The 20,374-nt window shown below is 61.6% G+C and carries 17 protein-coding genes; 12 read left to right on the top strand and 5 right to left on the bottom strand.

Going from position 1 to position 20,374, the window contains the following annotated elements:
- Nucleotides 1–9 precede the first annotated feature (9 nt).
- Genes ACP2YO_RS29860 through ACP2YO_RS29830 form a run of 7 tightly spaced genes read left to right on the top strand, consistent with a single transcriptional unit; the run spans nucleotide 10 to nucleotide 7,049 of the window.
- Nucleotides 10–1,200: an acetyl-CoA C-acyltransferase gene (locus tag ACP2YO_RS29860; protein WP_426434721.1), complete on the top strand. Its 1,191-nt coding sequence runs from the start codon at nucleotides 10–12 to the stop codon at nucleotides 1,198–1,200.
- A gap of 21 nt (nucleotides 1,201–1,221) precedes the next feature.
- Nucleotides 1,222–2,232 (top strand): NAD(P)H-dependent flavin oxidoreductase, encoded by a 1,011-nt coding sequence (locus ACP2YO_RS29855; RefSeq protein WP_426434720.1) that lies wholly within the window; start codon nucleotides 1,222–1,224, stop codon nucleotides 2,230–2,232.
- Nucleotides 2,233–2,243: 11 nt separating this feature from the next.
- Nucleotides 2,244–3,017 carry an enoyl-CoA hydratase-related protein gene (locus tag ACP2YO_RS29850; protein WP_426434719.1) on the top strand — a complete coding sequence of 258 codons (774 nt, stop codon included), beginning with the start codon at nucleotides 2,244–2,246 and terminating at the stop codon, nucleotides 3,015–3,017.
- Nucleotides 3,018–3,058: 41 nt separating this feature from the next.
- A complete protein-coding gene (locus tag ACP2YO_RS29845; protein WP_426434718.1) occupies nucleotides 3,059–4,219 on the top strand; it encodes an iron-containing alcohol dehydrogenase in 1,161 nt (386 codons plus the stop codon).
- Nucleotides 4,220–4,249: 30 nt separating this feature from the next.
- A complete protein-coding gene (locus tag ACP2YO_RS29840; RefSeq protein WP_426434717.1) occupies nucleotides 4,250–5,056 on the top strand; it encodes a glutathione S-transferase in 807 nt (268 codons plus the stop codon).
- A gap of 30 nt (nucleotides 5,057–5,086) precedes the next feature.
- A complete protein-coding gene (locus tag ACP2YO_RS29835) occupies nucleotides 5,087–5,788 on the top strand; it encodes an SDR family NAD(P)-dependent oxidoreductase (RefSeq protein WP_426434716.1) in 702 nt (233 codons plus the stop codon).
- 58 nt (nucleotides 5,789–5,846) lie between these two features.
- Nucleotides 5,847–7,049, top strand: a complete 1,203-nt coding sequence (locus ACP2YO_RS29830) for an ABC transporter substrate-binding protein (RefSeq protein ID WP_426434715.1) — start codon at nucleotides 5,847–5,849, stop codon at nucleotides 7,047–7,049.
- A gap of 50 nt (nucleotides 7,050–7,099) precedes the next feature.
- Here ACP2YO_RS29830 and ACP2YO_RS29825 read toward each other — a convergent pair whose 3' ends face one another.
- Both ACP2YO_RS29825 and ACP2YO_RS29820 read right to left on the bottom strand, forming a co-directional pair.
- The gene (locus ACP2YO_RS29825; protein ID WP_426434714.1) at nucleotides 7,100–8,665 is read right to left on the bottom strand and encodes a glucosamine inositolphosphorylceramide transferase family protein; all 1,566 of its coding nucleotides are present in this window, start codon (nucleotides 8,663–8,665) and stop codon (nucleotides 7,100–7,102) included.
- Nucleotides 8,666–8,680: 15 nt separating this feature from the next.
- Entirely contained in the window at nucleotides 8,681–9,883 is a 1,203-nt protein-coding gene (locus ACP2YO_RS29820; RefSeq protein ID WP_426434713.1) for a glycosyltransferase family 4 protein, read from the bottom strand.
- 291 nt (nucleotides 9,884–10,174) lie between these two features.
- On the opposite strand from ACP2YO_RS29820, the gene ACP2YO_RS29815 reads away from it, so the two are divergent.
- Nucleotides 10,175–12,259 (top strand): GumC family protein, encoded by a 2,085-nt coding sequence (locus tag ACP2YO_RS29815; protein WP_426434712.1) that lies wholly within the window; start codon nucleotides 10,175–10,177, stop codon nucleotides 12,257–12,259.
- 6 nt (nucleotides 12,260–12,265) lie between these two features.
- Here the strand turns inward: ACP2YO_RS29815 and ACP2YO_RS29810 are convergent, their stop codons facing one another.
- Complete coding sequence (locus tag ACP2YO_RS29810) at nucleotides 12,266–13,612, bottom strand: lipopolysaccharide biosynthesis protein (protein ID WP_426434711.1); 1,347 nt, start codon at nucleotides 13,610–13,612, stop codon at nucleotides 12,266–12,268.
- Nucleotides 13,588–14,148: a hypothetical protein gene (locus ACP2YO_RS29805; protein ID WP_426434710.1), complete on the bottom strand. Its 561-nt coding sequence runs from the start codon at nucleotides 14,146–14,148 to the stop codon at nucleotides 13,588–13,590. Before ACP2YO_RS29805 ends, ACP2YO_RS29810 begins: the two co-directional genes overlap by 25 nt.
- Here ACP2YO_RS29805 and ACP2YO_RS29800 point away from each other — a divergent pair.
- Nucleotides 14,147–15,367 carry an FAD-dependent oxidoreductase gene (locus ACP2YO_RS29800; protein ID WP_426434709.1) on the top strand — a complete coding sequence of 407 codons (1,221 nt, stop codon included), beginning with the start codon at nucleotides 14,147–14,149 and terminating at the stop codon, nucleotides 15,365–15,367. The genes ACP2YO_RS29805 and ACP2YO_RS29800 overlap by 2 nt on opposite strands.
- A gap of 28 nt (nucleotides 15,368–15,395) precedes the next feature.
- Here ACP2YO_RS29800 and ACP2YO_RS29795 read toward each other — a convergent pair whose 3' ends face one another.
- The gene (locus ACP2YO_RS29795; protein WP_426434708.1) at nucleotides 15,396–16,532 is read right to left on the bottom strand and encodes a GNAT family N-acetyltransferase; all 1,137 of its coding nucleotides are present in this window, start codon (nucleotides 16,530–16,532) and stop codon (nucleotides 15,396–15,398) included.
- A 291-nt stretch (nucleotides 16,533–16,823) separates the two neighbouring features.
- On the opposite strand from ACP2YO_RS29795, the gene ACP2YO_RS29790 reads away from it, so the two are divergent.
- The 3 genes from ACP2YO_RS29790 to ACP2YO_RS29780 are packed head-to-tail and all read left to right on the top strand — an operon-like array spanning nucleotide 16,824 to nucleotide 20,200.
- A complete protein-coding gene (locus tag ACP2YO_RS29790; protein ID WP_426434707.1) occupies nucleotides 16,824–17,855 on the top strand; it encodes a WecB/TagA/CpsF family glycosyltransferase in 1,032 nt (343 codons plus the stop codon).
- A gap of 27 nt (nucleotides 17,856–17,882) precedes the next feature.
- Nucleotides 17,883–19,184 (top strand): O-antigen ligase family protein, encoded by a 1,302-nt coding sequence (locus tag ACP2YO_RS29785; RefSeq protein WP_426434706.1) that lies wholly within the window; start codon nucleotides 17,883–17,885, stop codon nucleotides 19,182–19,184.
- Nucleotides 19,181–20,200, top strand: coding sequence for a glycoside hydrolase family 5 protein (locus ACP2YO_RS29780; protein WP_426434705.1), 1,020 nt, complete (start codon nucleotides 19,181–19,183; stop codon nucleotides 20,198–20,200). Before ACP2YO_RS29785 ends, ACP2YO_RS29780 begins: the two co-directional genes overlap by 4 nt.
- Nucleotides 20,201–20,374 lie beyond the last annotated feature (174 nt).

Below are 20,374 nucleotides of genomic sequence, written 5' to 3'. Positions count from 1 at the left end.
GAGGCAAGCATGTCATCACCTGAAGCAGTCATCGTTTCCACCGCGCGCACTGGCGTCGGCAAGGCCTATCGCGGCGCGCTCAACAACGCCGACGGCCCGACCTTGGCCGGCCATGTAATGGCAGAGGCGGTGAAGCGCGCCTGCATCGCGCCCGGCGAGGTCGAGGACGTGGTGATGGGCTGCGCGATGCAGCAAGGCACCATGGTGATGAATGTCGCGCGCAAGGGTGCGATCCGCGCCGGCCTGCCGGTCACGGTCGCCGGCACCACCATCGACCGGCAATGCGCCTCTGGCCTTCAGGCGATCGCGGTCGCCGCACGCTCGGTGATGTCAGACGGCGTCGAGATCGCGATCGGTGGCGGCATCGAGTCGATCAGCCTGGTGCAGAACGAGCACATGAACAGGTTCCACGCTGTCGACGATGATCTGCTGGCGATGAAGCCGGAAATGTACATGTCGATGCTGGAGACGGCGGAGGTCGTAGCCGAGCGCTACGGAATCGGTCGCGACAAGCAGGATGAATACAGCCTGGAGTGCCAACGCCGCGTCGGCGCGGCGCTGCAGGGCGGACGCTTCAACGACGAGATTGTGCCGTTCACGACCAAGATGGCCGTGGTGAACAAGGACACCAAGGAAGTCAGCTATCAGCAGGTGACGCTGAGCAAGGATGAAGGTCCGCGTCCCGACACCACGGCGGAAGGGCTCGCAAAGATCAAGCCGGTATTCGAGGGCAAGACGATCAGCGCCGGCAATGCCAGCCAGCTCTCGGATGGCGCCTCGGCCTGCGTGATCATGAGCGACCGGATCGCCGCGCAAAAGGGCCTCAAGCCGCTCGGCATCTTCCGCGGCTTCGTTGCCGCCGGTGTCGAGCCGGACGAGATGGGCGTCGGCCCCGTCGTGGCGATCCCGCGGCTGTTGAAGCGGCACAATCTGAAGATCGACGACATCGACCTCTGGGAACTCAACGAGGCCTATGCGGTGCAGGTGATCTATTGCCGCGACAAACTCGGCATCGATCCGGAGAAGCTGAACGTCAACGGCGGCTCGATCGCGATCGGACATCCCTATGGCATGACCGGCGCGCGGCTCACCGGGCACCTCCTGATCGAGGGCCGGCGGCGCAAGGCGAAATACGGCGTGGTGACCATGTGCATCGGTGGCGGCATGGGTGCCGCGGGCCTGTTTGAAATCGTCCACTGATCGGAAACGCAGGAGAAACTCGTGAAGACAGCGATCACTGAACTGTTCGGTATCCAGCATCCGATCATCCAGGGCGGCATGCACTATGTCGGCTTCGCCGAACTCGCCGCGGCGGTCTCGAACGCCGGCGGGCTTGGCATCATCACCGGGCTTACGCAGAAGACGCCTGAGCTGCTGGCGAAGGAAATCGCGCGTTGCCGCGATATAACCGACAAGCCGATCGGCGTGAATCTCACCTTCCTGCCGAGCTTCACCGCGCCGCCCTATCCGGAATATATCGCAGCCATCAAGGAGGGCGGTATCAGGGCTGTCGAGACCGCAGGCCGCAGTCCGGAGCAGTACATGCCGGCTCTGAAGGCGGCCGGCATCAAGGTGATCCACAAATGCACTTCGGTGCGGCATTCGCTGAAGGCCGAGAAGATCGGCTGCGATGCGGTCAGCGTCGACGGCTTCGAGTGTGGTGGACATCCCGGCGAGGACGACATCCCGAACATGATCCTGCTGCCGCGTGCGGCGGACGAATTGAAGATCCCGTTCGTGGCCTCGGGCGGCATGGCGGATGGGCGCAGCCTCGTGGGCGCGCTCGCAATGGGTGCGGCGGGCATGAACATGGGCACCCGTTTCATTGCAACCAAGGAAGCGCCGGTCCACGACAATGTCAAACACGCTCTGGTCAAGGCAACCGAGCTCGACACCGTGCTCGTCATGCGCGCGTTGCGCAATACCGAGCGCGTGCTGAAGAACAAGGGCGTCGATGAGCTGCTCGAGATCGAGCGCGAGAAGGGCGCCACGTTGAAGATCGAGGACATCCTCGATCAGGTCGCCGGCGTCTACCCCAAGGTGATGCTGGACGGCGAGATGGATGCCGGCGCCTGGAGCTGCGGCATGGTGGTCGGGCTGATCCACGATATCCCGACAGTGAAGGAACTGGTCGACCGCATCATGGCCGAGGCCGAGCAGATCATCCGCCAGCGGTTGACCGGCTTCCTCGACGGGACCGTTGAAACCAAACCGGCCCGCGCGGTCGCCTGACGGAGAGCGAGATGACCGAGCATGTCAAAACCGAGGTCGCCGGCGGCGTCATGACGCTGACCCTGCAGCGGCCGGAGAAGAAGAACGCGCTGACCGGCGCGATGTATGATGCCTTGTCGAATGCGCTCAGACAGGCCGAGAAGGATACTTCGGTTCGCGTGGTCCTGTTCCAGGGCGACGGCGACAGTTTTACGGCCGGCAACGATCTGGCTGATTTCGCGAGCCAGGCGCGTGGCGAAAGTGCGGTTGACAGCCCCGCCCACCGCTTCATCGAAACGATCAGCAAGGTCGGCAAGCCGATGGTCGCCGCCGTGCAGGGCAATGCTGTCGGCGTCGGCACGACCATGCTGTTGCACTGTGATCTGGTCTATCTCGCCGACAACGCGCGGCTGATCACGCCCTTCGTCAATCTGGCTCTGGTTCCGGAGGCGGCATCGAGTTGGCTGTTGCCGTTGCGGATCGGGCATGCGCGCGCCTACGCGATGTTCGCACTGGGCGAGCCGATGGATGCATCGGCCGCACTGGCATCTGGCCTTGCCAATGCCGTGGTACCGCCGGACGACCTGCGCAAGCGGGCGCACGACGCAGCGATCGCGCTGACCAAGCGGCCGGCGGGCTCGCTCAGCCTGACCAAGAAGCTGATGCGTGAGCATCAGCGGATCGCGGCGCAAATCGCGGCGGAAGGGGAAGTGTTCAAGGAGCGGCTGACGACGCCGGAGGCGCGTGAGGCGTTTGCGGCCTTCGCCGAGCGCCGGCCGCCGGACTTTTCCAAGCTGTCGGTTTGATCGGCTGGGTCATTCACGGATAGATCGAGGGAGTGAAGTGCATGCGCGTCGTGGGCAGCCATCAATACCCTACCATGGAATCCGTGATCTACGGCAGGCCGGCGGCCGAAGCGTTGCGCGAGGAGGCCGAACGGCTCGGCGCCAAACGCGTCTATTTGATCGCCAGCCGCACACTGAACACTACGACCGACGAGATCGAAAAGATCCGCAAGGCGCTGGGTGAGCGTCATGCGGCGACCTTCGATGGCGTGCCGCAGCACACGACAAGGGACGTGGGGACGCAGATTGCGAGGCAGGCCAGCGACGCCAAGGCCGATTTGGTCGTCGCGATCGGTGGCGGTTCGGTGGTCGATGCCGCGAAGATCGTGCTGATGTGCATGGAGCACGAGATATTCAACCCGGAGGGGCTCGACGGCTTCGAGACCACGCCGGAGCGCCGCTTTGGGCAATTCCGGACTCCGAAGGTGCGGATGATCGCCATCCCGAGCACGCTCTCAGGCGGCGAATACAATTCCGGTGCGCTGGTCACCGATACTAGCCGCAAGCTGAAGCAGATATTCAACCATCCGATGATGATGCCGCGCAGCATAATCCTCGATCCTGCAATCACCAAATACACGCCGGAGAAGCTCTGGCTCGGGTCGGGTACGCGCGCGATGGACCACGGCATCGAGGCGATCTGCTCTAGCCGTCCCAACGTGCTCGTCGACGCCGTGTGCCAGCAAGGGCTGCGCTATCTGCATAATGGCCTGCTGCGTACCAAGGATAACCCTGACGATGAAGCCGCGAGGCTGAATTGCCAGTTGGGCTCCTGGCTGTCGGCGTTCGGCCTGCAATCGCGTGTCCCGATGGGCGCGAGCCATGCCATCGGCCATGTGCTCGGGGGCACATGCGACGTGCCGCACTATTTTTGCACCGCGGTGATGATGCCAAGCGTGCTTCGCTACAATCGTCCTGCCACCGAAACCGCCCAGAAATCGATCGCCGCCGCGCTCGGTGCTCCGGGCCGTGATGCCAGCGAGGCGTTCGCTGCGTTCATCGCCGAGCTTGGTCTGCCGCGGCGGCTCGCCGATGTCGGCGTCGCGGAGGATCGTTTTGAGCTGATTGGCCGGAACGCCATGCTGTCGATCTTCACGCGGACCAACCCGCAGCCAATCCGCGAGCCCGGCGACGTCGTCAAGATACTCAAGCTGGCCGCCTGAAGCGGTCGCTGTACCGGGAGGTAGTCCACCATGGCTGGCTTGCGAATATTTTCTTATCTGCCGAACCCGCGCGTGTGGAAGGCGACCATCGCTGCCCGGTTCTGCGGCGTCGACGTCGGGGTCAGAGGGGCCTCCGGCAAGGAATTGAGGAACTGGCTGTGGGATTATGATGCGCGCCCGTTGTCCGAGCAGGAGCAGCAATCACTGTCGTCGCTGGCACGGACCGGTCGGGTGGGGTTGACCGGCGCCCGGCTCTTCAAGACCGATGCCTTTCTGCAGGCGCAGCCGTTCGGCAATGTTCCGGCTGCATTCGGGCCCGACGGCCAGACCGGCATCTTCGAGTCGAACAGCATCATGCGGGCGGTAGCGCGTCTCGGAGAGGGCACCTATCCGCTCTACGGGCGTAACGCCTACGAGGCGTCAAGGATCGACAGCTTTCTCGATGTCAGCCTTGTCTTCGCCAGGGACACGCAAATCTATCTCCTGGCGCTGTCGGGCGGCACGGTCGATGCGGCCATTCATGCACGCGCGAAGGATGCGTTCGCAATCTACGCCTCGGGGCTCGAGCAGGCGTTGTCGCCGCGGCGGGGGACACTGGTCGGCGACGATATCACGCTCGCCGACATTTGCTTTGCCGCCGAGCTTGCGCTGTTCATGAACGAGCATGGGCGGGCCGAGCAATTGCGCGAGCGGGGGCTGGACAGGATCCTGCACCCGGGCGTGCAGGATGAATATCCACTGGCCTTTGCTCACTTTGCCCGGCTGGTCGAGCATGAGCATTTCCTGCCGGACCTCAAGCCCTATGTCGATAAATTGTTGTCGAAGGCGGCCGCATAGCTGCCGGCCACAGCGTGGAGGATTGATCCCATGGCGGCACCTGTTTGCCTGATCTCCGGCGTCGGGCCCGGCACCGGTTCGGCGCTCGCCCGGCGGTTCGCCGAGGGCGGTTATCGGGTGGCGCTTCTCGCGCGCAATGAGGAGCGTCTCGCCGCGCTCGAGAGGGAGCTGCCTGGCGCCAGGGCCTATCGCTGCGATGTATCAGATGCCGCGCAGATCGACGCGGTGGCGTCGGCCGTCGAGCATGATCTCGGCAATCCCAGCGTCGTCATCCACAATGCCGTCGGCGGCGCCTTCGGCACGTTTCGCGAGATCGATCCGCAGATCCTCAATCGCAACTTCCAGGTCAACACGATGGGTTTGTTGTACCTGGCGAGGCGGTTTGCACCAGCCATGACCGGCGCAGGCGAGGGCGCCATCGTCGCCACCGGCAACACGTCGGCACTGCGCGGCAAGGCCGGCTTCGCCGGCTTTGCGCCGACCAAGGCGGCGCAGCGGATTCTCGCCGAAGCGATGGCGCGCGACCTCGGGCCGCAGGGCGTTCACGTCGCCTATGTCGTCGTCGACGCCGTGATCGATCTGGAATGGACGCGGAAGCGCTGGCCGGAACGGTCGGACGACTTCTTCATCAAGCCAAGCGCGATCGCGAACGAGATCTGGCACGTCGTGCATCAGGATCGCAGCGCGTGGTCGTTCAATTTCGAGCTGCGGCCGTTCGGAGAGAACTGGTAGCGGCCCGCGCAAAAGCGCTCCGAGAAGTCTAAATCACAATAGTTGCAGGGGGAGTATGATGTTGCTGAAGACGTTTGCGGTATCCATTGCGGTGCTCGCGGCATTTGCCGCCGTTCCAGCCGGTGCGGAAACACCCGGCATCACGGAATCCGAAATCAAGATCGGCGCGACATTCCCGTTCAGCGGGCCGGCGTCTCCGCTCAGCAACACCGGCAAGGGCCTCATCGCCTACGTCAAATCGATCAATGACCGAGGCGGCATCAACGGCCGCAAGATCAACCTGATCACCTATGACGACGCCTACACCCCGCCGAAGTCCGTCGAGCAGACCAGGAAGCTGATCGAAAGCGACGAGGTGGCGTTTCTGTTCGGCCCGTTGGGCACGCCCGGCATCGGCGCGACCATCAAATACGTCAACGCAAAGAAGGTGCCGCATCTGTTTGTCGTCAGCGGCGTGTCGAAGTTTGCGAACTTCGCGGACTATCCGATGACGACCACGGGATTGCCGAGCTACAAAACCGAAGGCAAGATCTACGCAAAGTACATTGCGCAGACAGCGCCCGAGGCGAAGATCGCGATCCTGTACCAGAACGACGATCTCGGTCGCGACTTCGTGGCGGCGTTCAAGGAAGTCCTCAAGGGCGATTTCGACGAGAAGGTGGTGACGTCGTCCTACGAGGTCACCGAACCGACGATCGAGTCCCATGTGGTCTCGCTCAAATCATCGGGGGCGCAAGCGTTCCTGATCGCAGGCACGCCGAAATTCGCCGCCCAGGCGATCAAGAAGGCGAGCGAGATCGGCTGGTCGCCGCTCACCATCGTCAACTTCATATCGAGCTCGGTCTCCGCGACCATCGTGCCGGCCGGCGCGGACAAGGCGACGGGGGTGGTCGTGGCGACGATCACCAAGGATCCGAATGACAAGAAATGGGCCGACGATCCCGGCATGAAATGGTATCGCGCCCACTTCGAAAAGTACCTCCCGGGTGCTGACATCGGCGACAACAATTATCTGTTCGGCACGCAACAGGGGCAGATCCTGGAGCAGGTGCTGAAGCAGTGCGGCGACGATCTGTCGCGCGAGAACATCGTGAAGCAGGCGCGCAACATCAAGGGGCTGGTGCTGCCGACAATGATGCCGGGAATTGCGATCAACACCGGCCCCGACAACAGCATGGCCTACACCCAGCTTCAGCTGCAACGCTGGACGGGGAGTTCCTGGGAGCAGTTCGGTGGCGTGCTGGGGGCTGACCCGAACTGAGCTGGAGCGGCGTTGGTGTTTTTCACTGAAAGATCTGCCAGCAGGGCGCGCTATTGGACGCGCCTTGCGATCGGCTTCGCCGCTGCCGCGCTATGCCATTCCCACTGTGATGACCGCGTGGTCGACAGAAGTCCGCTCAGGAAAGGCGCGGTCTTCGGCTGAACCCGCGAGCCGTCGATCACCTCAAGCGGGCCGCAGCGGTTGAGCGTGTGCAGTTTCCTTCCGGTCCACAGCGGACCGGGCTTGAGCAGGTGCCGGATCGTCTGCCTGAACGTCGTCGGCGACAGTTCGATAACTTCCGCAAGACCGAGCGCCGCACCATATCCATTGGAGCAATCCTGGACCGGCCGCCACAGCTTTCCATTGATGTTCACGAAGTTGCCGGCTGGCCGCGCACTTGCACGGTCGACCAGGACCGGATTGCTGGCATGGGGCAGCCAGGGACCGAACAGGTGCTCGGCGTAGAATATCGCCAACGTATCGGAATAGCCGCCGGTCCCGTCGCGCCAGGCACCGAACAGATAGTACAGACCATTGTACCGCGTGATGGTCACGTCGGCGAGTTCGAGCCCCGAGAACAGCGTGGCGTGCCGCTCCCACTTGTCGGGAAACCGAACGCATCTATAGACCGCAACGTCCCGGTGCTCGGAGCTCTCGGGGATCATCCAGAGTTCGCCATCGTCCTCGATCAGGAATGGATACGACAGATGCCATGGCTCCTCCAGCACCGGCTGGACGTTTCCAACCGGCCCGTTAGAGTCGAATTCGACTGCGGAAATGATGCCCTTGCCGATCCGGTGGTCGAGCTCTTCAAAGAAGACGAACGTTCTTCCCTGCCATTTGATCGGAAAGGGGTCAGCGTAGAAGCAGTATCCGGGATCTCGCAGCACTTTCCAGTCCGGTCCCGCTAAATCACCGGTACGCCAGACATCCGCAGTTTCGCTGTAGCGCCACCCGATGTGCCAATGGGGCGCATAGCAGCAGAGGCGATAGATTTCCTTTGCGATCGAAACGGCCAGGCCGCGCGCGACATATGTGGCGGGATTTCGTGCGGTGCAGCCGCTGGCTGACGACGCCAACTGCGGCAGTATTCTTGGTGCCCCGGACAGTATCGCCGCCAGCATGGTCATGGTTCGGATCATGACCGCTTCGAGTGCACCGCTCAGGCCGGCCGCGATCTCTCCGGAGGGATGACCGCGGTCCACGACTGTACCGTCGAGCTCATTGACGATTTCGACAACCGGCAAGCTACCTGCGAGAATGGCCGCGAGCGCACCGCTTTCCCCCGCGAGCCCGTTGAACAGCGGACGGAGATAGAGGCGGGCAGAACAGTTCGGACTTCGTTCGGCGCGCGTAAAATCGACAATCACGTCGGCGTCGTCCGCCTGGACCTGCGACCGCGCCGGGATGTGCTTCAGCCTGTCGGCGCCACCGCTCCTGCCGTTGCGCAGCACCACCCGCTCAAGCTCGAACAGCGCCTCCAGGCCGGCCGGCCGAGGCGCCGCCGTTGGGATCCACGTGATTCGAATCGGAACGTCCTGGCCGTTGACCAGCAGCGTCTCGCGGCACATCCAGAGCCGGGCAGACTCACGTTCGCAGCGAAACTCGATGATCATGTCCGGCCCATCTGTTTAACGTTCGCTCGCTTGAGCGACATCGCTGAGAATGTGGACGTATTCCTCCACCATACTGTCTACCGAATAACGCGACCTCAGACCCTTGGCGCTTTGTCGCAGTTCGTCGGCCAGGGGCGCATCCGTCAAGACTCGGGACACTGCGGCCGACAGCTCGGCATTATCAGAGGCATCGACAAAGAGAGCCGTCGGCTTTCCCTCTGACGACAGCACCTCGCGCAGGACCGGAAGATCGGTCACAACGCAAGGAACACCTGCGCTCGCCGCTTCGACGGCGGCGAGACCGAAGGTTTCGGCTTGCGAGGGGAACACGAACACGTCCAGGCAGGCCAGAAAGTCGGCCATCCGGCTTGGCGGAATCTCGCCGATGAAGTGCAGTCTGTCGGCTACTTTTAGTTCGTCTGCCAGCAGCCGCAGCCGTTCCTCGTCCGCGCCCTGTCCGGCAAGCGCAAGGTGCCATGACGGATCGCGGACCAGCAAACGGATCGCCGCATCAAGCCGCTTGTGAGGGTGCAATCTTGCAGCGCAACCGAGCAGGATGCGATCCGCCGGAAGCTTGAACGTTTGCCGCGCGATCTCTTTCGGCAGGCTGTGCGATTTGTCGTCGAAGCCGTGCGGGACATGCTTCATCCGCGATCGATAAGGCTCGGGATACCGCTCATATTCGCGTTGCATGGCCTGCGAGTTCAGCGTGATGCATTTGAAGAAGCCAAGGCTGCCCATGGCGATGTCGGCGGCACGGACCGGCCAACTCATCGACATCGCCGAGGACACCTGGTTGGCGATAACCGGGGCGGGGCTGACAAAGCGAGACACGCCGCCGCCAATGACATTGCCGAAATGCTGAAACGTCAGGACAACATCGGGCCTGATGCTCCTGATATGGCCGGCGAGCTTCCGCAGCATCCGCAGCAATGCCAAAGGATTTCCCGGTCGGCGCGGCGAGCAATAGAACGTGTTCGGTGGCTCATCGAACGAGTCCGACTTGCGGAAGAAGAACAGATTGGAGACGTCATAGCCGCGCGCGGTCAGGCCGGCGCCGAGCAACCTCGATATCTCTTGAGCGCCGGCGTTCTCCGCCTGGGTCTGCACCAGGACGACGCGCAGCTTGGGCTTGATCTCGCTCGGCCCGTCCGGCGACGCGGTCGACGAGGCGAGCGCTGCCGTGTGCAATTCTGTGCCTGGCGTGTAACGGAGCACGGATTCCTCACCCGTAGAAGGAGAGGATTCGCCTCCTTCATTTTTGTGGTTGTACTTACCACGCGAAGAACGCTCGTACATCGAGTAGCGCGTGTTGAGGTTACTGCTCATTTAGTGCGGCCGGACGTTGCCTGGTAAGACGAGAACCATTGTCTCACGAACAGGGTACAGGCGGCTCGTTAACTAATTGGTTACGGCCGCGTAATGAGAGGGTAACTGCCAATTAACCATAGATATTTAGGTTGGCGCAGGCACTGAACTGTGTCTGCCAGTAGGTTGAAGTCAGAACCCATGTTGTTCGGTGGCCGCGCAGGCCCGAGAAGGTCCGGTCCGACGGAACCCGCGGCGTCGTGGGAGGTTCCCGCTGTGCCGGCCGGCCAGCCCGCTGCCGAATCCGTCAAGGGAACACTGACCCTCTCGGGTACGGTTGCTTTCCTGCGCGACAACGGCCGACGCATTTTGGCGCTCGCGTCGGTTATCTTCGCGATCGGTATGATTGTCCTGCTGATGATTCCAGCTCGATACGCCGCGACCGCGCTGGTCGTCGTCGACCCGCGCGAGCAGCGTGTGACCGCGGACCAGGACGTGTTGCCAGGGATTGGCCAGGATGCCGCTGCACTTCAGAGCTTCGTCGAGATCGCCAAATCCGATGGGTTTCTCCGGCCGCTGATCGAGCAGCTCAAGGTCGCCGAGGACGACGACATCGCCGGTGGCCAAACCGATACCGACCGTCTGCTCGAGCGATTTCGTAACCGGCTCGATATCTCCCGGCGCGGGTTAACCTATGTTATCGCCATCAAGTTCACGTCCAACAATCCGCAGCGCGCTGCGCACTATGCCAATGCCGTGGCGGACGCATTCGTTGCCAACCAGCGCGGAACCCGCAGTGTCGCCACCGATGAAGCGGCCGATTGGCTGAAGAGCCGGCTCAAGTCGATGAACGACCGGTTGCGGGCATCGGAGGATGCTGTTGCCGCCTTCAAACTCGAGCACCGGATCGTGAATGCGGGCAAGGATGCAACGACGCAGCAATTGCGCGTGACCGATCTGACGCAGCAGGTCTCCATCGCCCGTGCTCGGACCGAGGAGGCGAGGGCCCGCTACGAGCAGGCGCAGCGCGACCTGAAGACGAATGTCGACGGACCGGTCAAGCAGGATCTCCTGAGCACGCTGCGAGCCCAGCGCTCGGCGCTCAACGATCAAATTGCGCAGAAGCGGGCGGTGTTTGGCGACCGCCACCCCGATCTCGTCATTTCGTACAGTCAGTTGAACGAGCTCAACAAGCAGATCGAGCTCGAGCGCAAGAAGAACATCGAAACCGCCAAGTCGGAATACGAGGCTCAGCGCGAGCAGCAAAAATCGCTGGAAGACCAGTTCAAGGCGGCCGAGTCACAAATACTGGTTGACGGTCAGGCGCAGGTCAAACTGCAGGAACTGCAGCGCGACGCGGATGCCAACAAGAATATCTACGAACAGTTCCTGTCACGGTACAAGACGACCGATGAGCAGCGCCTTCTGCAAAGCTCTCAGACCAAGGTCGCGTCGTTAGCGACCCCACCGGTTCGTTCGACCCTCCCGCCGCTTCCTTTGCTGCTCGCGGCGCTCGCGATTGCCTCAACACTGATATCGACCGCCATCGTGGCGATACCCGGCATGGCATGGAGCCCAGCCAAGTCCAGTCCCGAGCTTCCTGGTACAGATTCGCCTTCGCTGCAGCCCGATCCGCCTTTGGATCTGCCGGTCCTGGCCCGTATTCCCAACCTGGTGCCACCGGGTTCCGTCAGAAGCGTTTGGCAGAACCCGATTTCCGTAGCGGCTGAGCCGGACGTCGGTCCGCATCTTCGCCCACTGAGCGAGACGATCGAGCGGCTTCCGGGGCCTCATGGCAAGGTCCTATTGCTGATCTCGGTTGAGGCCGGTGCAGGCGGCAGCACCGTTGCACGATCGCTAAATCGGTCGATCGTGAAGAGCGGCATGCTCAGCGTCCTGATCGAGTTGGAAAAGGCCGCTGATGCTACGCCTGCGGCGCAAGGTACAGGAACCATCAAGGCAGACCTTCATTCCGTCGATGAACTGCTGAGGGCCAGCAAAAAAACAACTCCGTTGCCTGCCGACGATATTCGTTCCGAGTTCGATCGGATCATCGTCGACGCGTCATCCCTTGACGCGCAACCGGACGCTGCGGCGCTGGCCGCCTACGCCGATCTGGTCATCCTGGTGGTTCGCGACGGCACGGCCAAGGCAGCGGCGATACACAAAGCAAGGGCGACGCTCTCGAAGTTCGGTACTGTGCCGATGGCGCTCATTGTCAATCGGGTGGCCGCCACTTCCGCGGTTCGTGGTTCTCGAGGCAAAGTGCTGGGATTGGCGAGCTGAACTTGCTTATTCCTTCGATTCCGCGGCGCGAACCGCGTAACCGCCGGCCTTGGACGACAAGAGGCGCGAGAGCACCAGAATTGACGGGTCAACGCGAGCGCGCCGGCGGCAAAGCACGTTGAGCGCGACGGTCGCGAGTGCCAGCGAAACGGTGGCCGATATGGCGGCGCCGAGCACGCCGAGCCAGGGGATCAGAACGAGAAATCCGACCACCCGCAACACCACGTTCGCCGCGACCACGGGAATATACTCACCCTCGTGGCCGGTGAGTTGCAAGATCGCCGCGGCCGGGCCGCCGGCCGCCTGAATGGCGGTCCCGAGCGCGAGCACGATCAGCACCCATTGCTGCCCGGCGAAATGCGGCCCGAACAGGCCGAGAAGATAGGGGGCGCCGATCCAGACAAGGGCAAGCCCGCTGAGGACGCAAAGCGCGGTGACCTCCGCCATGAGCTGCAGCGTGTGCTCGAATTCCCGATGATTTTTGTTGAAGTACAGCGACGGGAGCCGGCGCGCCCCGAACGTGTACAGGGCGGACGAGAGCATCGCAAAGATGTTCGCAAGACGCGAAGCCGCGAAATAGACTCCGGCGGTCGCCGGATCCAGCATCCAGTAGACGAGGATAACATCGAAGTATTGGTTTGCAGCTTCGAGAATGGAGGCGAGCCAGAAGCGCAGTGCGCTCGACCTCCAGCGGGCCGCCTCGGTGCGGGCCGATACGTTGCGCAGATTCGGAAGCGCACGCGTGATCGAAACGACCTGTACGACCAGGCCCAGAGCCATGGCGATCGTCATCGCGGTGATAAGCTCAGCGGGATCGAGCTGCCGGTGACCGAACAGGACCGCGATCAGGAACAGGACGACAGCGACCCGCCAGAAGAATTCCCGATTGCCCTCTCCCATCAGAATACCGACCAGCGACCGCGCGATCTGGCTGCCAAGCATGAGTCCGGCGTTCACGGCGGTAAACGCCGCGATCGATACGATCAGGAGCCACCACTCGCCGCGAATGCCCGCCGTCGCCACGACCACGGCGATCGAAATCAGCATGGCAACAGCGCAGATCCTCACGCTGGATTGCAGCACACCCTTGGTGAGATCGGCGTGACCTCCCACCTGGTACTCGTTAAGGAACCGAACGAGAAGCAACTCCTGGCCGACCAGACCCACGACGGATGCGATCTGGGCAACGGAAAGCCAGGTCGCGAAATCTCCAAACGCGTCAGCCGACATTGCTCGCGCCGCCAGCGAAAAAAGCACGAACGCCAGTCCGCCGCTGCCGACCTTGAGAAGAATGGTCCCGGCAACGCCGCGCGTCACATCGCGCCGCATCAATTGGAGAATGGAGCCAAGCATGAAACGAGGGAACTCTCTCTCAGGGGCCGTACAGCCCGTTCGGGTGCAGCATTCGATCGCGCCGGAAATGTTAATGATCCGTTGCTAAGATTTCGTTCTTCCTTGCCGGCACCTGCTCCGCGCGAATGTGAGCCTTCCGAATCGACTGCCTTGCTCCATTCTGGAACGCCGCCGTCCTCGCTGTCCCCAAACAGGGCAGGCGCGGGCTTTTCCTTGTCGTCGACGTAACCGAGCCACCAAAGCTTGGCGAAGCTTAGTCTGCGCATCAACGGCACGTTCGAGTTGGCGTGTGCCCCCGGAAATGGCTTCGGGCCATCGATCCGGCAGTCATCAAACACCCATTCTGCCGCCGAGCGACCGGGAAACAGGTTTTCATGACGCAGATAGTGCAAGGCGTGTGCCGAGATATCGACAGTTGGATTCCACGCATTGCGGTTAACCTCAATTCCGGAACTAACCCGTGCCGCCTCGAGGAAGCGCGTGGTCGGCAAGAATATTGCAATTCTGCCGGCAGTAGCCGCCGGAGTGGACAGCATGATCGTCAGCGAGAGCGTGACAAGACCAGTTGCGGCAAGCGAGCCTCATACAATCGAGACGGACATCGCTATCGTTGGCGGCGGATTGGCGGGCTCATTGGCGGGGGCGGTGCTCATGCGGGCAGGCTACCGGGTTGTCGTGATCGAGAAGCGTGCGATCCAGCCGGATGAATTCCGCGTCGAAAAGATTGCAGGTCAGCAGGTCGATGGTCTTCGCCGGCTGGGCTTCATCGCCGAAGTCGAGGCTGTCGCGTCGTCGTATGATCATGTGCTCAACATCAGGGATGGCAGGTTGGTCGATGTCAGCACCAGCCAGGCATACGGACTGCCCTATGCTGACCTCGTTGCCATGGCCCGCCGGCTGATGCCCGATCCTTCCGGTTTCGTGGTCGATCAGGTGACCGGCATCAATTGCAGCGATGACCGTCAACATCTGGTGCTGGCTTCCGGAAGACGCGTCGTCTCGCGGCTGGTCGTCCTGGCGACGGGTATGGCAGGAGCCCTCGGTTACAATCTTGGAATGAGGCGGCGAGTGATCGCCGCGCGTCATTCGGTGACGTTCGGCTTCACGATCGCACGTCCGGATAACGCGCCGTTCGAGTTCGAGGCGCTGACCTGCTACGGCGAGCGGACCAACGACGGCGTCGATTATCTCAGCCTGTTTCCGGTCCCTGCCGGCATGCGGGCGAACCTGTTCATGTTTCGTGATCCGACCGATCCGATCATGCGTGAGCTACGCCGAGACACAAGATCGACACTGCTTCGGCTGATGCCTGGATTGCGGCCCTATCTCGATGACTTCCGGATCGTCGATCGCGTGCAGAACTGGGTGATGGACCTGTCCGTGGTCGAAGGACATCTGCAGCCAGGCGTCGTTCTGATCGGCGACGCGTTTCAAACCAACTGTCCCGCCGCCGGAACCGGCGTAAGCCGCCTGCTGGTGGATGTCGAGCGCCTTTGCACGCATTATGCGCCGCGCTGGCTCGAAACCGACGGCATGGGCGCGGAGAAGATATCGCAGTTCTATTCCGACCGAGACAAGATCGCGGCTGACCAGCGCTCGCTGCGAATGGCGCGCTATCGGCGAGCCCTGACGTCGAGCAACGACGTGGAGTGGACCGTCCGGCGCAGGCTGCACTTCCTGCGGCGGAGCTTCACTTACCGGGTGGACCGGATTCAGCCGGGATGGATCGCGCGCTTCCGTGGTGCGCTCAGGTAGCCGAGGATCGGCCCGCTGAGCGGCGCGGCTAGCGCGTGCCGGTCGAGATGCGGATCGGCGGGAGCCGGTAGTCGGCCACTTTTTTGGCGGCCTGCTTGATCCAGGGGGCCTGCTTCAGCGCGAACAGGGCGATAGAGCCGGCAGCGCTACCGGCTTGCGTCACGCTCGACATCGGGGTGGGCTGTGCTCCAAAGGTCTTCTTGTACGGCTCGTCACCAATGGTGAAATCCAGAACCTGGTCTCCGCGCTCGATACAATCCTTTGCAACCCGCTCAAACATCAGCGCGCCAATTGACTGGCTCTTGTATCCCGCGAGGTCGAACGCAGTCATGACGACGAGCAGGCTGTCACGGTGACGTAGTCCCAGCGCGGTTGCGATCACGTCGCCGTCCATCTTCATCGCATAGAGCCGAACGAAGGAGCCGAGACCTCGGATGGCCACGTCGGAGTAAAATTCGAAATACTCCGGACGCTGCAACAGATCGCCGTCGCCGTGTGCCTCAAACCGTGGGCCACGAAACTTCTTCATTACCTCCATTGCCTCGAGGGTGGAGGTACTGTCGTCGCAACATGAGAACGTCAGCGCGCCCTTTTTCTGAATCTGGCGCCATTTCTTTGCGAGTTCTTTTTGATAGGACCGCCCCAGCGCATTGGCTTGCCACTGCTCGAACGGGGCGACGAGGACCGTTGCGTATGCATTCGTATCCATGGAGACACGGCGCGGCGCGGCCAAGAGGCTCTCGAGCGGCATCCTTGCGTCGAGCAGCTTGGGTATCCGCAGCAGGTCGAACGGCTTGATGAGTTGCCGAAGCTTCAGACAGCCATCCTCATCGTGCAGCAGATCTGCAAATGTCCTGGCGGTGCAGACGGGCGCCAGGTAGTCCGACACCCGAAGGTCAGCGAATTCGATCGTCCGCATGGGCCCGCGCCGCACCCGCAACAGGGGCAGCACCACCGCGAGCGCTCCGGTTGCGCGATAGCGGACGACGACGACCAGAGGCTTCGCCGCCGCTGATGGAACAAGCTTGCGATAGAGGCTGTCGAGCCACAGCGGATGCTGGAATGCGGTCGCGTCCGAGCTATCGAACAGCTCCGCGTATTCTTGAGACAAAAAATCAAATGCGCCGTCGATGCTGACATCGAACGCGCCATTATTCTTGTTCATTTGAAACCAACAACCAGGCAGTTTCGGAGCGCGGGTCAATCCGTCGCAGCACTCTTATAGCAGAAGCCGATGGGTCGAGGCAGCGACGGAATGTAATTTGGCTTAACGTATTTCCAATCAGCGCCTCCGCGAATTCTTGCTCCGCGTAGAGCCGAGATGGCCTGCGGGGATCCGCGCAGACATCGCCATGGTTAACCAACCCTTTACGGCCCGAGTTGATTGCTGCAGCAAGAACCAACGCCGGGTCTGGACCGGATATTGCAATTAGGATGGCATAACATTGGAATTCTGGTGATCATGTTGAGCCATCGTCAAAAAGCCTGCGTTTCCGACCCGATTGCGTTGTCGCGCGGCGACGGCGCGCGCATTCGGCGTCTCGATTCCGACACAGCTGTTCCACCTGTCCGGATTTACAACACTTCGCGTGGCACGCCGACATCGGCAGCGGAGCCGGCCGCACGGCCGTCGACGCCAAGCGGAGCCGCCAACGTACATGAACGTCGCGCCAATCCTCTCGGCAGGGCCGCCACCGCCGGGGTTCCCCGGGCGACGGTGGGCGGGCTGCGGCTCGCCGTGCTCGATCTCGAGCAGACGGCAAGCTTCATGATCGACATGGTGTATCCGCGCCGGCGCATCAGTCGGCCGGTATACCTGACCTCGGCCAATGGCGAGGTGCTGTCGCGCTGCGCAACCGAGCCGATGACCGATCGGCTGTTTCGCGCCGCCGATCTGATCAACGCCGATGGCCAACCGCTGGTCACGATGTCGAAGCTCAAGCTGCAGGAACCGCTTCCCGAACGCGTCGCGACCACTGACCTGTTCCACGTGGTCGCACGCAAGGCGCAAGCCGCCGGACTGACGTTCTACATGCTCGGCGCCGACGAGGCCGAGAACGAAGCGGCGGTCGCCACTGTCCGCACGCTGTATCCGAAGCTGAAGATCGTCGGTCATTCGCATGGCTATCTGCGCGGCGAGGCGCTGCGGTCCAAGGTGGACGAGATCAACGCGCTGGCGCCGGATTATCTCTGGGTCGCGCTTGGCGTGCCCCACGAGCAGAACTTCGTCGAGGAGTTCATGCCGCGGCTCTGCAATGTGGGAGTCATCAAGACTTCGGGGGGATTGTTCAACTTCCTGTCGGGCAGCCGCCCGCGCGCGCCGAAGTGGATGCAGGCCATCGGGCTGGAATGGGCCTGGCGCGTCTGGCTCGAACCGCGCCGGCTGTTCTGGCGCTACCTGATCACCAATCCGCGTGCCCTCTATCTGCTGCTCCATCAGACCAAACCTTCGTTCACGAAGCGGGACCGAACTGCTAAGCACCATTAATTAACCGTGCCTCGCGAAGCTCATTCAATGACCAGAGCACAAACCGAGACGGGTTGGGACGCGTTTGACAGCGCGACCGCGCCGGCGCGCGGTATTGATACGCAACGCCTCGCAAAGGCGCTTATCGACTGGTCCATCACCGTCAACGTGGTCATGTCGATGGGGACCTTCAACACCGCGCTGCTTGCTGAGGAACAGACCTATCTGCAGCAGGCCGTTGCCATGTTGATGTGGGGCTTGCTGATCTACGCGAGCGCGTTTGTACGGCCCAGGCTACGACTGGCCTTCAACCCGGACACGATCGCGATTGTTGCCTTCTACGCCTTTGCCACGATTTCCGTGCTTTGGACGAATCTCGGTCCTGCCGCAATGATGAAGGCTGCGGCACTTGCAATGACGACCTTCGGCGCGTTCTGCCTTATCACCCGCGCCGACATCGACGACATCGTAAAATCGACCACGCGAGGCCTGTTCGTGCTGGTTGCAGCATCAGCATTTTGTGCGCTGTTCGTCCCTGATATCGGGGTCGACCAGAGCTGGATGCATAATGGTCAATGGCAAGGCGTCTTCGAGTCAAAACAGACTCTGGGCTTTGTCGGCGCCTATCTGATGTTCTTTTCGTGTTATCGAAAGATGACCGGGCAGAGCTGGCTACCCTTTCTCGTTACCTTCCTGCTCGCCTCGGTCTGCGTTTTCGCATCGGAATCGCGCGGCGCCGGCGCCCTGGCGTTGGTTGCCTGCGGCCTGCTCTTTACGTCCCTGCGGTCGATCAGATGCATGAAGGCCTATGCGGTGTTGCCGGTCGTCATGTGCATCGTGGCGGGTCTCTTGATCCTGTATTTCTATTCGACCGGATACGATTCGATCCATCTCTTTGACTCGACGATCGACTTCACCGAGAGAACCTACATCTGGCAGTACGCGATCAGTCATTTCGACGACGCGCCCTTGCTGGGCTTCGGAATCAACGGATTCTGGACGAACCCGGCGATCTACGACTATTTCGAACAGAACCATGGTTGGGTGCTTGATAACTACCACAACGGCTACATCGCCATACTGATCGAAACGGGGTTTCTTGGTTATCTGCTGTTCACAGCAGGCGTCGTTCTCTTTTCGAACAAGGTGCTCTACCTGATTTCTGCCCGGGCCATTGATCGTTCCCACTGTGCGCTCATCATAGGATTTGTCTTTCTCAACTGTCAGACGAACTTTACGGAGACGACGTTTCTTCGATCGACGATGTTTACGTCGGTGCTGTTCGTCGCTTTCTTCCTTGCAGTCTGCAGGCCCGTGCCGTCGCCAGATCGCGAGTTGGCGCAGCCATGAGGGCGGTCCGTTCCCATTGGTCACGGACGTTCAATCTGCCACTGGCGGTTCTTCTTGCAATGCTGGCCTCTCCCGCTCACGCGGCTGAGCCGCACTCGTCCCGGGACGTGGCGGCATTGGGGCGTGGCATCAACATTCTCGGATACGACGGCATTTGGGAAGGCGCCGCCAATGCGCCGTTCCGCCTCGAAAACTTGACTGCAATCCGGAAGGCTGGCTTCGCGCACGTCAGGATCAATTTTTTCGGCTTCAAGTACATGAATTCCGAGAATACCCTTGATGAGGCTGTCTTGCAGCGGCTCGATGCCGTTATCGAAGCCGTTCTTGCGAAGCGGCTCATCCCGATCCTCGACGAGCATGATACGGACCTCTGCCAACGGGATGTCCCGGGATGCACAGAGAAGCTCACATCGTTCTGGAGGCAAGTCGCGTCGCGCTATGCGGGGAGATATCCCGCTCTGGTCTTTGAGATTCTCAACGAGCCGGGAGGACATATGACCTCGGCCGAGTGGAATTCATTGCTCAATGAATGCCTTGTTATCGTCCGAAACACGAACCCGGAGCGAACGGTCATTGTCGCCGCGCTCAACACGGATGATGCGCCGATCGACGATCTCGCGTTGCCGGCTGAGGACAGAAGGCTCATCGTGACTTTTCACTATTACGCGCCCATACAATTCACCCATCAAGGTGCGCCATGGTCCTCGACATTTTCGAAGATCGGGCCGTTGAACTGGGGGGCGCCAGAGGACGAAGCGAAAGTCATCGCTGATTTCAGCAAGGTCCGTCTCTGGTCGGAGCGGGAAAGGCGCCCGATCTATCTTGGCGAGTTCGGGGTTTACGAGCGTGCTCCAGCCGAGAGCCGTTTGAGATACTTGTCGTTCGTGGCGCGAAGCGCGGACAAATTTGGCTGGGCGTGGGCCTATTGGCAGTTCGACCATGATTTCGCGGCTTTCGACAGTACCCGTCAAACGTGGAAGCCGGGCGTCCTGCACGCGATAATGCCTCTGCACTGAAGCCTGCTACGACTTCGCTGTTGCCTATATTTCGTTCGGTTGCATAATTTTGCTACCAACGTCGGTTGTCTCAGTCCTTGTCCCGTGGCAGGTGACATGCAATTCTGTGCCGCCGGCAATCCTGTTCGAGAGCAACAAGAGCAACAATCACTCTCGTCCCTCCCGCTATGTTGA

The sequence above is a fragment of the Bradyrhizobium genosp. P genome (assembly GCF_049949265.1).
Taxonomy (GTDB): Bacteria; Pseudomonadota; Alphaproteobacteria; order Rhizobiales; family Xanthobacteraceae; genus Bradyrhizobium.
The sequence above is the reverse complement of the archived record's forward strand: the minus strand, read 5'-3'. Positions and strand labels throughout refer to the sequence as shown.

Coding starts and splice junctions, on each gene's coding strand:
- ACP2YO_RS29860 (WP_426434721.1), top strand. CDS start 10: ATGTCATCACCTGAAGCAGTCATCGTTTCCACCGCGCGCACTGGCGTC.
- ACP2YO_RS29850 (WP_426434719.1), top strand. CDS start 2,244: ATGACCGAGCATGTCAAAACCGAGGTCGCCGGCGGCGTCATGACGCTG.
- ACP2YO_RS29845 (WP_426434718.1), top strand. CDS start 3,059: ATGCGCGTCGTGGGCAGCCATCAATACCCTACCATGGAATCCGTGATC.
- ACP2YO_RS29840 (WP_426434717.1), top strand. CDS start 4,250: ATGGCTGGCTTGCGAATATTTTCTTATCTGCCGAACCCGCGCGTGTGG.
- ACP2YO_RS29835 (WP_426434716.1), top strand. CDS start 5,087: ATGGCGGCACCTGTTTGCCTGATCTCCGGCGTCGGGCCCGGCACCGGT.
- ACP2YO_RS29830 (WP_426434715.1), top strand. CDS start 5,847: ATGTTGCTGAAGACGTTTGCGGTATCCATTGCGGTGCTCGCGGCATTT.
- ACP2YO_RS29825 (WP_426434714.1), bottom strand. CDS start 8,665: ATGATCATCGAGTTTCGCTGCGAACGTGAGTCTGCCCGGCTCTGGATG.
- ACP2YO_RS29815 (WP_426434712.1), top strand. CDS start 10,175: ATGTTGTTCGGTGGCCGCGCAGGCCCGAGAAGGTCCGGTCCGACGGAA.
- ACP2YO_RS29810 (WP_426434711.1), bottom strand. CDS start 13,612: ATGCTTGGCTCCATTCTCCAATTGATGCGGCGCGATGTGACGCGCGGC.
- ACP2YO_RS29800 (WP_426434709.1), top strand. CDS start 14,147: ATGATCGTCAGCGAGAGCGTGACAAGACCAGTTGCGGCAAGCGAGCCT.
- ACP2YO_RS29805 (WP_426434710.1), bottom strand. CDS start 14,148: ATGCTGTCCACTCCGGCGGCTACTGCCGGCAGAATTGCAATATTCTTG.
- ACP2YO_RS29795 (WP_426434708.1), bottom strand. CDS start 16,532: ATGAACAAGAATAATGGCGCGTTCGATGTCAGCATCGACGGCGCATTT.
- ACP2YO_RS29785 (WP_426434706.1), top strand. CDS start 17,883: ATGACCAGAGCACAAACCGAGACGGGTTGGGACGCGTTTGACAGCGCG.
- ACP2YO_RS29780 (WP_426434705.1), top strand. CDS start 19,181: ATGAGGGCGGTCCGTTCCCATTGGTCACGGACGTTCAATCTGCCACTG.